Source organism: Bacillus sp. 05T31, from assembly GCF_056396725.1.
This window is the reverse complement of record NZ_JBFTMA010000044.1, coordinates 1-13,058: the sequence shown is the minus strand read 5'-3', so window position 1 is coordinate 13,058 and position 13,058 is coordinate 1. Positions and strand designations below refer to the sequence as shown.

At 37.6% G+C, this 13,058-nt stretch carries 12 protein-coding genes; all 12 read right to left on the bottom strand.

What is annotated here, in order from left to right:
• A partial coding sequence (gene trxB / locus AC1DJR_RS04950; RefSeq protein ID WP_477002141.1) for a thioredoxin-disulfide reductase occupies nucleotides 1-919 on the bottom strand: 919 nt, incomplete at its 3' end.
• Between the two features lie 84 nt (nucleotides 920-1,003).
• Nucleotides 1,004-2,515, bottom strand: a complete 1,512-nt coding sequence (locus AC1DJR_RS04945; RefSeq protein WP_477002140.1) for a tetratricopeptide repeat protein — start codon at nucleotides 2,513-2,515, stop codon at nucleotides 1,004-1,006.
• Nucleotides 2,516-2,660: 145 nt separating this feature from the next.
• Entirely contained in the window at nucleotides 2,661-3,167 is a 507-nt protein-coding gene (locus AC1DJR_RS04940) for an acyltransferase (RefSeq protein WP_061673729.1), read from the bottom strand.
• A 53-nt stretch (nucleotides 3,168-3,220) separates the two neighbouring features.
• Nucleotides 3,221-3,868 carry a pyrophosphatase PpaX gene (gene ppaX, locus AC1DJR_RS04935; RefSeq protein ID WP_477002143.1) on the bottom strand — a complete coding sequence of 216 codons (648 nt, stop codon included), beginning with the start codon at nucleotides 3,866-3,868 and terminating at the stop codon, nucleotides 3,221-3,223.
• Between the two features lie 66 nt (nucleotides 3,869-3,934).
• Nucleotides 3,935-4,747 carry a prolipoprotein diacylglyceryl transferase gene (gene lgt / locus AC1DJR_RS04930; RefSeq protein WP_002034719.1) on the bottom strand — a complete coding sequence of 271 codons (813 nt, stop codon included), beginning with the start codon at nucleotides 4,745-4,747 and terminating at the stop codon, nucleotides 3,935-3,937.
• A 24-nt stretch (nucleotides 4,748-4,771) separates the two neighbouring features.
• Nucleotides 4,772-5,701 carry an HPr(Ser) kinase/phosphatase gene (gene hprK / locus AC1DJR_RS04925; protein ID WP_429691819.1) on the bottom strand — a complete coding sequence of 310 codons (930 nt, stop codon included), beginning with the start codon at nucleotides 5,699-5,701 and terminating at the stop codon, nucleotides 4,772-4,774.
• Nucleotides 5,702-5,857: 156 nt separating this feature from the next.
• A complete protein-coding gene (locus AC1DJR_RS04920) occupies nucleotides 5,858-6,238 on the bottom strand; it encodes a phage holin family protein (protein WP_002089574.1) in 381 nt (126 codons plus the stop codon).
• Nucleotides 6,239-6,352: 114 nt separating this feature from the next.
• Nucleotides 6,353-6,802 carry a DUF4275 family protein gene (locus AC1DJR_RS04915; RefSeq protein WP_477002139.1) on the bottom strand — a complete coding sequence of 150 codons (450 nt, stop codon included), beginning with the start codon at nucleotides 6,800-6,802 and terminating at the stop codon, nucleotides 6,353-6,355.
• Nucleotides 6,803-6,860: 58 nt separating this feature from the next.
• Nucleotides 6,861-9,731 (bottom strand): excinuclease ABC subunit UvrA, encoded by a 2,871-nt coding sequence (uvrA, locus tag AC1DJR_RS04910; RefSeq protein WP_477002138.1) that lies wholly within the window; start codon nucleotides 9,729-9,731, stop codon nucleotides 6,861-6,863.
• A 5-nt stretch (nucleotides 9,732-9,736) separates the two neighbouring features.
• Nucleotides 9,737-11,695: an excinuclease ABC subunit B gene (uvrB, locus tag AC1DJR_RS04905; protein ID WP_477002142.1), complete on the bottom strand. Its 1,959-nt coding sequence runs from the start codon at nucleotides 11,693-11,695 to the stop codon at nucleotides 9,737-9,739.
• 169 nt (nucleotides 11,696-11,864) lie between these two features.
• Nucleotides 11,865-12,296 carry a DUF4362 domain-containing protein gene (locus AC1DJR_RS04900; RefSeq protein WP_477002137.1) on the bottom strand — a complete coding sequence of 144 codons (432 nt, stop codon included), beginning with the start codon at nucleotides 12,294-12,296 and terminating at the stop codon, nucleotides 11,865-11,867.
• Between the two features lie 85 nt (nucleotides 12,297-12,381).
• Nucleotides 12,382-13,008 (bottom strand): hypothetical protein, encoded by a 627-nt coding sequence (locus AC1DJR_RS04895; protein ID WP_477002136.1) that lies wholly within the window; start codon nucleotides 13,006-13,008, stop codon nucleotides 12,382-12,384.
• Between the last annotated feature and the right edge of the window lie 50 nt (nucleotides 13,009-13,058).

Below are 13,058 nucleotides of genomic sequence, written 5' to 3'. Positions count from 1 at the left end.
CTTCTATATAATGCTGTGCACTCTGCGCTGCAATACTACCATCGCCTGTTGCCGTTACAATTTGACGAAGCATTTTTTCACGAACATCACCAGCTGCGAAAATACCAGGAACTTTCGTTTCCATACGCTCGTTCGTTTCAACATAACCATTTTCATTTGTAATACCTAGCTCAACAAACGGTTTTGATAATGGTAACATACCGATGTATATGAAAACGCCGTCAGTTTTAACTTCTTGTTCTTCTCCGCTGTTTACATCTACAAGTGTTACGCTTCCTACTTTACCATTTGCATCGTTAATTTCTTTTATAGTGTGATTCCAAATGAAATCTACTTTCTCATTTTGGAAAGCACGATCTTGTAAAATTTTCTGTGCACGAAGAGTGTCACGACGGTGAACGATCGTTACTTTTGATGCGAAGCGTGTTAAGAACACACCCTCTTCAACAGCAGAATCTCCACCGCCAATAACAACAAGTTCTTTCCCTTTAAAGAATGCACCATCACATACTGCACAATATGATACACCGCGGCCGCCAAGTTCTGTTTCACCTGGCACACCAATTTTTTTATACTCTGCACCGCTTGCAACGATAATTGCACGTGCTTTATATTCTTTTTTACCAGCAATAATTGTTTTGTACTCTTTACCATCGATGATTGCTTTTACATCACCGTATGCATATTCAGCACCAAATTTCTTCGCATGCTCAAACATTTTATTTGATAAGTCTGGTCCTAAAATAGACTCATAACCTGGATAGTTCTCTACATCTTCTGTATTTGCCATTTGTCCACCTGGAATACCACGCTCAAGCATCAGTGTGCTTAAATTCGCACGAGATGTATATACCGCAGCTGTCATACCAGCTGGTCCTGCACCAATAATAATGACATCATAAATTTTTTCTTCTGACACACTATTCACTCCCATTCATTCATACACATTAAGTTACCCTCATTATACTGTTAGCATCATTTTTTTCCCAATGATTTGCCTACCCTACGTGTGCGTGCGCTTAACAGCCTGCACATACTTTCGTATAGTCGCTACAGATACATTATATACATCACCAAGCTCTGCCTGTGTCATCTTATTTCTTTGTTCGCCGCGTACAATGTATTCAATTGCCGCTGACCAACCGTACACATTTGTAAAAGTCGCTCCAGATGTATATAAACGTATGAACGTGCAAAACCAAAAATTCAAACACTCTTCGATTAATTCATCGTCTTTTTTCGTATAATTGTATAATGCATCCGCGATTCGTACGCACTGTTCAAATTGCTGTAAATCAGCTGGGATGCTTTTATGACTATTAAGTAAAAAGAAATATTTTGCAAGTTGCGATACGATTGGAACACCATTTTTCGCTTGCGTTACATCAAAGAAGAATCCAACCTTCTCTGGTGTTGACAATTCATTCATTAAATATAAAGCTAGCATTTTCTCTTCTAGCGTCGTACTTTGCTGAAATGATTTTCGTAACTCTTCAAATAAAAGATTTTGTCCTTCATCTGCTAAATTCAGTGCATTCCACGGTTCTTTTCCTTTTTTATCAGGATGCAATTCTACAACATGTTGCCACATTTTTYCAGCTACTTGCTGTTCCTTCACCATATACGCAGAGTATGCAAACCAGTAATAAAAACTGACGTCTCCTTCRTACCCTTGACGCTTTAATACTTTGAACCATTTATATGCAGGTTCAAAATGACCAATTGTTGCAAGYGTTGTTCCAAGTTTCAAACGATGCTCAAATGAAATTGGATATACCGAAACTAACTGCCCCGCTAATGACTCTACTTGCTTATGCTCTCCAATTGAATATAGAAAAATAAGCGTATTACAAAGCGCATGCATATTACCAGGATTTTTCTCTAAAATCATTTCTGTTAACTTAAGCGCTTGATCTACATTACCTGATTGAAAATGTGCAATCGCTAAATTATTATGTCCTGACCAAAATTCTGGATATTCTTTCGTAACAACTTCTAGTGTAGCAATCGCCTCTTCTAATTGTCCGTTACGAATGTAGCGGTTCGCTTCTTCTTGCATAACAATTAGCTCATCTTCATCCTCAATCTCTTCCGCACCCATTGCATCTTCTTCCATAATCTCAAGCAATTCTAATGTATCTTCTACAAATTCCTTCTCTTCCGCAACTTCTAAATATCGCTCTGCATACTTCTTCGCCTGTTGAAACAAGCCCATATATGCATAATTATTTGAAATAAAATAATAGCATTGCTCGAGTTCAGGATTGGATCTAACAAGCTTTAGAAATATCTGATTCGACTCTTGATATTCACCAGATTCAGATAATGCTATTGCTAGTTGGCATAAAATAAACGGCTCCTTCTCGCTTTGCGCTGCTCTTCGAAAATATTTAATTGCATCTTGCAATTTTTGCCCTTTATAAGCCCTCATCCCTTTTTTATAAAAGAAGTCCGCTAACTGATTAAAAGAGATAACTTGTCCGTTCTCCTTATATATTCTTTGATTTTTCCCCATATATCCTCCAGTTTTTTGTTTTCTTCGTTCACACATTCTTCTATCTATAAGTATAAACGATTCCGTAAAAAACAAAACAGTATATTATAATCAATTATTTCCTTTTTATTCATAAAAAGAGAAGGGAAATGTTACATTTTTAACATCAACCTTCTCTAGTGGCCATTTCCTCTTTCGTATAAATAATACGCATCGGATTTCCGCCTACGAAAGCGCCGCCTGGTACATCTTTATGGACAAGTGTGCCTGCAGAAACGATAGCTCCATCTCCAATTTTCACACCTGGCAAAATTGTCGTATTCGCTCCAATCATAACTTCATTCCCTATGACGATTTCTCCAAGTCGATACTCACGAATTAAATATTCATGCGCTAAAAGCGTTGTATTATAGCCGATAATTGAATTGTCTCCCACAGTAATCTTTTCTGGAAACATAATATCTGGCATTACCATAAGTGCAAACGACGTTTTCTTTCCTACTTCCATCCGTAAAAACGTGCGATATAACCAATTCTTTACGGATAAAAATGGCGTGTAACGTGCGATTTGGATGATAATAAAGTTTTTCATTACCTTCCAAAAAGAAACTGTTTTATACACATTCCACAATGAATTTTCTCCTGAAACAGGATAGCGCGTTGTCCGTCGCACTGAACTCTCTCCTCTACTTATATAAAGTGACACTTTAACCGGCAGGAATCTTACTACCCGTTAATGCGGGACAAAATCGGTAGTAAATCACTCATTTTATCTAGCACATAATCTGGTTTATACGCTTCTAAATACGCTCTACCTTTCAATGTCCATGAMACCGCTACTGTTTTCGTACCTGCATTTTGTCCACCGACGATATCATGATGATTATCACCAACCATCAATGTTTCTTCTGGCTTTGCATCTAATAATTYSARTGCTTTTTGRAGTGGTTCTGGATGTGGTTTCACATGTTCCACATCATCAATCGTCACGACAACATCAAAAAACTGATCAAGTTTCGAAAGCTTTAATCCCATTTCAACCGTCTGTCTCGCTTTCGTTGTAACGATGCCGATCTTATAACCTTGCTTCTTCAATTCTTGAACCGTTTCATATACAGTTTCATACTCTTCCACTAATTCATCATGATGCTCATGATTAAATTGACGATAACATGTAATCATCTCTTCAACCTTACTTGCATCAATCTTACTAAAAGTATCATGCAAAGATGGACCGATAAATGGCAATACATCTTCACGCTTATACTGATTAGAATAATAGTGATTTAACGTATGTAAAAAAGAAGAGATAATAAGTTCATTTGTATTAATTAACGTTCCATCTAAATCAAATAACACTGTATTTATTTTCATCGTCCTTAATCCTTTCATTACCTGAATATGAAAGAAGCAGCATCTTATATAAGATGCTACTTTTCTCTAATTTTCTAAATATCTTTTATCAGCTTGCCCCATTTTTCGTCTCACAATAATGAAAATGATAGAAATAACAACAATTCCAATAGACATTACTTGTGCAATACGAAGTGGTCCTAACATTAAACTATCTGTACGCAAACCTTCTACGAAGAAGCGTCCCACTGAATACCAAATTAAATATGTGAAGAATAATTCACCACGACGTAAATTCACTTTTCGTAACGCGAGTAGTAAAATAACACCTGCAAAGTTCCATAATGATTCATATAAAAACGTTGGGTGATAATACACACCATCAATGTACATTTGATTAATAATGAAATCTGGTAAATGAAGACCTTCTAAAAACTGTCTCGTTACTTCATCACCATGCGCCTCTTGGTTCATAAAGTTTCCCCATCGGCCAATTGCTTGTCCTAGTAAAATACTCGGCGCAGCAATATCCGCTAACTTCCAGAATGAAAGCCCGCGTCGTTTCGCAAAAAGGATTCCTGTAATAACAGCCCCGATTAAACCACCATGAATCGCCAAACCACCTTGACGAATATTAATAATTTGACTCGGATTTTGCGAATAATATTCCCATTCAAAAATGACATAATACATTCTCGCAAAAAGAATGGCAATTGGTACTGCGATTAATACAAGGTCGATAAATGTATCTTTGTGAATACCAAGCCTTTCTCCCTCGCGAGTTGCTAGCCAAAGACCTAATAGCACACCTGTACCGATAATAACCCCATACCAATAAACAGGGAACGGCCCAAGTTGGACTGCTATACGGTCAAGCTGTGGTACAGAACCTAACAGCATATATATGACCTCCCTCTCCAGAGTCTACTCTTGATTTCCTAACTCAATCGCACTCATTAATCGTTCAGAGAACTGTTGTGCCGCATTGACTCCCATACGTTTTAATCTGAAGTTCATCGCTGCTACTTCAATAATAACAGCCAAGTTTCGACCAGGACGAACTGGAAGTGTAATCTTCGTAAGTTCTGTATCAATAATCTTCATCTTCTCTTCATCAAGACCTAAGCGATCATAATTTTTCTTTTGATCCCAAATTTCAAGATTAATAACAAGTGTAATACGTTTATAATTTCGTACTGCCCCTGCACCGAATAACGTCATTACGTTAATGATACCTAGACCACGAATTTCTAATAAGTGCTCAATTAAATCAGGTGAGCTCCCTACTAATGTATCTTCATCTTCTTGACGAATTTCTACGCTATCATCCGCAACAAGGCGGTGACCACGCTTTACAAGTTCAAGCGCTGTCTCACTTTTCCCGACACCACTTTGACCTGTAATTAAAACACCAACACCATAAATATCTACTAGCACACCATGAACAGCTGTTGTTGGCGCTAACTTACCTTCTAAATAGTTTGTTAAACGACTTGATAATCTCGTCGTCGTTTGAGTAGAACGTAATAAAGGCACGCCTGATTCACGTGATGCTTGTAATAACTCATCTGGTACATCTTGATTACGAGTTACAATAATACAAGGCGTCTCCTCAGTACAAAGCGCTTTCATTCTCTCTTGCTTTTGCTCTGTCGTTAACGTATCAAAGAACGTAAGCTCCGTTTTCCCAAGAAGCTGCACGCGATCAGCTGGATAATATGTAAAAAATCCTGCCATTTCAATTCCAGGTCGCGATAAATCACTCGTATCAATCGGACGATGAATCCCTTCTTCACCACTTACTAACTCCAATTGAAATTGTTCAATTAAATCTTTTGTCCTTACTTTCGGCATATGTATAAACCTCCACTCCGCTGCGGGTTCAGTCTCATTTGATGTAAAATTCCATTCTATCGGATATTGTACCATTTTTTTCTGGAAACAAGAAACTCGGTTTCTAATAAATAGAAAAAAACATTTCATATGAATCATGAAATGTTTTTCTTTTTGTCATTTTCTCTTTTTTTCATGTAATGGTTCAACAATTACTTTTTCAATTATCATATTAAAAATAGAAATACAAATTGCCGCAACAATCGCTACACCAAATCCAGATATATTAAAGGCGTCCCCTAATAACGAATCCGTCATCTTTAACGTAATCGCATTAATAACAATTAAGAAGAAACCGAAAGTTACAAGAGTAATCGGTAGCGTAATTAAAATTAAAAGCGGCTTTACAAATACGTTTAAAATCGCCAATATAATACTCGCAATAATTGCAGTTTGTATATTTGCTATGTAAAATGCGTCTGGTGCAACCCCTTTTAAAAGTCCGGATACAGCGATTAACACAACGCTATTTACAAGAAGTGATACAATCCATCTCATTTCCTTACACATCCTTTTAACATATATATTTCATCATACGCTAATAGACAATAAACGCAAGTATGATACGAACACTTATATCAACTTATTCTACCCTTCATGCTTGTATACCTATTAACATTTCCTTGTAAAATAAGGTCCACACCATCTATGTTCATGAGTTTTCACAAAGGTCCAAGTGAAATTTTCATCTACAATATAGATATCGCCTTTATACGCATCGTCTGTCTCACGTAATATATCATCCATACGTAATAAACTCGCATCCTTTATTAGCAGTACTTCATCACAATGTTGAAAGAAGATGTAACACTCCYTTTTCATTTCATTATGAAACATATTCTCCGCTTCTTTACCTTCTAAACACTTTTTCTTTTCATAACTGAATATGTGCCACAAGTAACCACCGCTATATTTATCCCCATATAAATGAATCTCTTCTTTCTCTTCATAACTCAAATGATTCGCAAAGTTATCCTCCCAGCGTTTTCTAAAGCATACGCCCCACTTTTGAAATTCCCTTACCTTCATATTTTTCTTTCTCAATATCTCTAAAAACTCCATTTTCTCCCCCTATGAAATAAAAACCGAGTGYAATTCCCACTCGGYTTTYATTAACAACTTATTGTGATAACTCTACTTCTTTTATTTTCTCTTTCATTCTTGCTTTATCACGATCTAAAATCTCTTTTAAATACTTACCTGTATAAGAGCGCYCTTCTTTCACTACTTGCTCTGGCGTTCCGGAAGCAACGATTTGTCCGCCTTTGTCTCCGCCTTCTGGTCCAAGGTCAATAATATAATCAGCTGTTTTAATAACATCTAAATTATGCTCAATTACAAGTACCGTCTCACCACTCTCAACAAGACGTTGCAACACTTCTAGAAGGCGTGCAATATCATGTGCATGTAAGCCAGTCGTTGGCTCATCTAAAATGTATAACGTACGCCCTGTAGAACGACGATGTAATTCAGAAGCTAATTTCACACGCTGCGCCTCACCACCTGATAACGTCGTAGCTGGTTGTCCTAATTTCATATAACCAAGCCCTACATCTACAAGCGTTTGAAGTTTACGCTTAATTTTCGGGATATTAGCAAAGAACTCTACCCCATCTTCAATTGTCATCCCTAACACTTCAGAAATATTCTTATCTTTATATTTCACTTCTAACGTTTCACGGTTGTAACGTTTACCGTGACAAACTTCACACGGAACATACACGTCTGGTAAGAAATGCATTTCGATTTTAATAATTCCATCACCACGGCACGCTTCACAACGGCCGCCTTTTACGTTAAAGCTGAAACGTCCTTTTTGATACCCACGTACTTTCGCTTCATTCGTGTGCGCAAATACATCACGAATATCATCAAATACGCCAGTGTATGTCGCCGGATTTGAACGTGGTGTACGCCCGATTGGTGATTGATCAATATCAATCACTTTATCTAACTGCTCAAGACCTTTAATTTCTTTATGAGCCCCTGGCTTCGCTTTCGCTTTATATAGCTTTTGAGCTAATGATTTGTATAGTACTTCATTAATTATCGTACTTTTTCCAGAGCCAGATACGCCTGTTACTGCTACAAATGTTCCTAGAGGGAATGACATTTTCGCATTCTTTAAGTTATTTTCTTTCGCACCGACAATCTCCACTTTACGTCCGTCACCTTTACGTCTTTCAAGTGGTACCGGAATAAACTCTTTACCGCTTAAATATTTCCCAGTTAATGAATTCTCGTCTTGCATAACTTCAGCTGGTGTACCTGCTGATACAACTTGACCACCATGAATACCTGCACCAGGTCCGATATCAAGTAAATAATCAGCAGCCATCATCGTATCTTCATCATGCTCAACAACAATTAACGTATTTCCTAAATCACGCATTTCCTGCAATGTACGAATAAGACGATCATTATCACGCTGATGCAAACCAATAGAAGGCTCATCAAGAATGTAAAGTACGCCAGTAAGGCGAGAACCAATTTGTGTCGCTAAACGAATACGCTGCGCCTCACCACCTGATAAAGTTCCTGCGGCACGACTTAACGTTAAATAATCTAAACCGACGTTCACTAAGAACCCAACACGTTCCTGAATTTCTCTTAAAATTAAATGAGCAATTTTTTGTTGTTTCTCCGTTAACTCAACAGTTGAGAAGAACTCCTGTACTTCTTGAACAGAATATTTCGTTACATCGGCAATCGTTTTATCACCAACGAAAACAGCTAAACTCTCAGGCTTTAAGCGTCCACCTTTACACTTCGGACAAGCTTGCTCTGCCATATATTTCTCCATTTGCTCACGAATATAATCAGAACTCGTCTCACGATAACGACGCTCAATATTCGGAATAACACCTTCAAATAAAATCTCATTTTCCTTTACTTGACCAAATTCATTCACATAGCGGAAATAAAGCTTCTCTTCCCCGCTTCCGTACAGCACTTTATCAAATAAATCCTTCGGTATATCTTTCACCGGCATATCCATATCGATGCCGTAATGATTACACACRGATTTTAATAATTGCGGGTAATATTGTGAACTTGTCGGTTCCCAAGGAGCAATCGCATGTTCATTTAATGATACATTCCAGTTCGGAATAACAAGTTCTAAATCTACCTCTAACTTCGATCCAAGTCCATCACAAGAAGGACACGCGCCGAACGGACTATTAAACGAGAACATACGCGGCTCTAATTCTCCGATTGAAAAACCACAATGTGGACAAGCATGATGTTCACTAAATAGAAGTTCTTCCTCTCCCATTACATCGATTAAAACTCGGCCCCCGCCAAGCTTTAAAGCACTTTCTAGTGAATCTGCAAGTCGGCTTGCAATTCCTTCTTTCACAACAATACGGTCAATAACAACTTCAATTGAATGCTTCTTATTTTTTTCTAAAGTAATCTCTTCCGATACATCCAGCATCTCTCCATCAACGCGCACACGAACATAACCTTGCTTCTTAATATCTTCTAATACTTTCGCATGCGCACCTTTACGCCCTGACACGATAGGCGCTAGCACTTGTAACTTCGTACGTTCAGGATATTCAAGAACACGGTCTACCATCTGTTCCACTGTTTGTGATGTAATTTCAATTCCATGATTCGGACAAATCGGCGTACCAATTCGTGCAAATAATAAACGTAAATAATCATAAATCTCCGTTACCGTTCCAACCGTTGAACGAGGATTACGACTCGTCGTTTTTTGATCAATTGAAATCGCTGGAGATAAACCTTCAATCATATCAACATCCGGCTTATCCATTTGCCCTAAAAACTGGCGCGCATACGCAGATAAAGATTCCACGTATCTACGCTGCCCTTCTGCATAAATCGTATCGAATGCTAACGATGATTTCCCCGAACCAGACAATCCCGTCACAACAACAAGCTGATTTCTCGGAATGGTTACGTCAATATTTTTTAAATTATGCGCTCTAGCACCTTTTACAACAATAAAATCTTTACTCACTCTTTTCACCCTTCCGCTTTTAATTCTAATAGTAAATCTCTTAATTCAGCTGCACGCTCGAAATCTAATGCCTTTGCTGCTTCTTTCATCTCTGCTTCCATCTTCGCAATTGTATTTTCACGTTCTTTTTTCGTCATCTTCTTAGCTGGTGTTGCTTCATATATTTCCGTATCCTCAGCTGCTGTTGTCGCACGAATAACGTCACGTACTCCTTTTTGAATCGTTTTCGGCGTAATACCATGCTTTTCATTGTAAGCTTCTTGTATACTACGACGACGCTGTGTTTCTTCAATTGCAATTCCCATCGATCTCGTTATGCGATCTGCGTACATAATAACGCGGCCGTTTGCATTACGCGCCGCACGACCAATTGTTTGAATTAATGAACGCTCTGAACGTAAGAAACCTTCCTTATCAGCATCTAAAATAGCTACAAGTGATACTTCTGGAATATCTAATCCTTCTCGTAATAAGTTAATACCGACAAGTACATCAAACTTACCAAGGCGAAGATCACGGATAATTTCAATACGCTCTAATGTTTTAATTTCAGAGTGAAGATAATTCACTTTAATTCCTACATCTTTTAAATAGTCCGTTAAATCCTCTGACATTTTCTTCGTTAAAGTCGTAATTAATACACGTTCATTTTTCGCAATCCGGTCATGGATTTCTCCTAATAAATCATCTATTTGTCCTTCAATTGGTCGTATATCAATTGGTGGATCTAAAAGCCCTGTTGGACGAATAATTTGTTCTATTGCTTTCGGTGACTGCTCTAACTCRTACGGTCCTGGCGTTGCCGAAACGTAAATAACTTGATTCGTTTTCTCTTCAAACTCATCAAACGTGAGCGGTCTATTATCTAAAGCTGATGGCAGACGGAATCCATGATCAACAAGCACTTGCTTACGTGCTTGGTCCCCGTTATACATCGCTCTTACTTGCGGAACCGATACGTGCGACTCATCCATAACGATTAAGAAAYCCTCTGGAAAATAATCTAAAAGCGTATACGGCGTTGAACCTGCTGGACGAAGTGTTAAATGACGGGAATAGTTTTCAATCCCTGAACAAAAGCCCATCTCGCGCATCATTTCTAAATCATAACGCGTTCGCTGTTCTATGCGCTGCGCCTCTAACAACTTACCGTTATCATTTAATTCTTTTAAACGCTCTTCTAATTCTTTTTCGATATTTTCAATAGCAACCTTCAGCTTTTCTTCACGTGTAACGAAGTGAGATGCCGGGAAGATTGCTACATGATCACGTTCTGCTAATACTTCACCCGTTAATGCATTTACTTCTCGAATACGATCTATTTCATCCCCAAAAAATTCAATTCGAATACAATGCTCATCAAGTGATGCGGGGAAGATTTCAACTACATCTCCTCGCACACGGAATGTACCACGCTTAAAATCAATATCATTACGTCCATACTGTACATCAACAAGTTCACGAAGCAATTGATTGCGGTCCTTTTCCATACCAACTCGAAGCGAAACAACTAACTCGCGGTATTCTTCCGGAGAACCTAAACCGTATATGCACGAAACACTCGCAACGATAATAACATCATCTCGTTCAAATAAGGAAGACGTTGCCGAGTGGCGCAATTTATCAATTTCATCGTTAATTTGCGCATCTTTTTCAATAAACGTATCCGTATGTGGTACRTACGCTTCCGGCTGATAATAATCGTAATAACTAACAAAATACTCCACAGAATTGTTAGGAAAGAAATCTTTCAGCTCACTATATAACTGTCCTGCTAACGTTTTATTATGAGCCATTACAAGTGTTGGCTTCTGCACTTCTTTAATGACATTTGAAATCGTAAATGTCTTACCCGTTCCTGTCGCTCCAAGCAACACTTGCTTTTTCTTTCCACTATTAATTCCCTCTACAAGCTTCTCTATCGCTCCCGGCTGATCACCTTGCGGGGAATACTCTGAGATAATTTCAAATKGATGTTCMAACTAAAAACCGACCTCCTCATAAAAAATCTGTATTATTATTTTAMCACGAATGCCYATAAAAAACCTAAAAAAACGAACAGATATTCGGTAAARTTTTCGACAAKWTATAYATAAAAAAGGAAGGAATAAATACTTCCTTCCTCTCTCTAATTTATTTTAATGGTACATCTAACAAATCATATCCATTTCGTCCGTCTTCATTCATACAATCTATCAACCTATACCTTATATCCACTTCACGAACTTCTTTGACTATTCTTTTACAACTATCAGACTGAACACCTTTATTATCACCCGCGAATTCATCTCGTCTATTATCTAAAATATGACGTATCTCTTTTCCACTATGTTCTAACGTTTGAAAGATCGGATCACCTTCATATGTATAATTTACAATCCTTATTTCAGCAACTTTTCCTTGTTCAACGTTCAAAACGAACTTTTCAAATTTGTATAGATTAGAAATTCCTGTCCTTTTCGCAACGATATCACCCTTCTCATCAACTGTACTGCTAGATTGTGAACACRCTACTAAACTGAAGAAGAAAACACATATGAAACTCGCTCTTTTTCCTATTGTCATCCTCTCCTATTCAAACTATTTGTATACACAATTAAAAAGTTCTATACTCTCTTTCACCGAACCTTTTATCAAGAAAAAACTACTCTCATCTTATGAAAGTAGTCTCTCTTTTCCCTTTCTCCTTCTTCGGAAAAATCACATATGAAAATGAAATTGCAGTATCCGCTAAAAGAATAATAGCCCACACTTGGCTTACACGGCTTGCTGCTTTATTTAAAACGATTCCTGACTCTAACCAATTGCYCCATTGTTCAAACGGTACAAACCCATACAAGAAGAAAAAGAATATATGAACAGCAACGAATAAAATGAGATGCAAAGCCCAATTTTTTATTTCCTGTTTTGCATAAGCCATACCTGTCAATTCTATCGCTTCTTCAATAATCGGCGTCGGTTCATTCCGCCATTTCGCAACTAGTTTTTGTATACGTATATCTAATTTTTTCAAATCCTTTTTCCCATAAAAAACTGCATATAATAAGATGATTACCGTGATGATTTGAAAGTTAGAAAACTTTCCTGTTTGGTAATAATCCACTACACCTAAAGTTAGAATAAAAACTTCATTTAACAGCAATACAATCCCCATAATAAAGCTCGCTTTCCGTAAGCGAAACCCGTAACGCAATAAAAAGAATCCAATAGCTGATATCCAAAATACAATCTCTGCACCAATTAAAAAATACCATCGATATTCTGCGAGTATACTCATTTATCCTTCTCCCTTTCATCATATATAAGAAAAGCCTCATCCATATATAC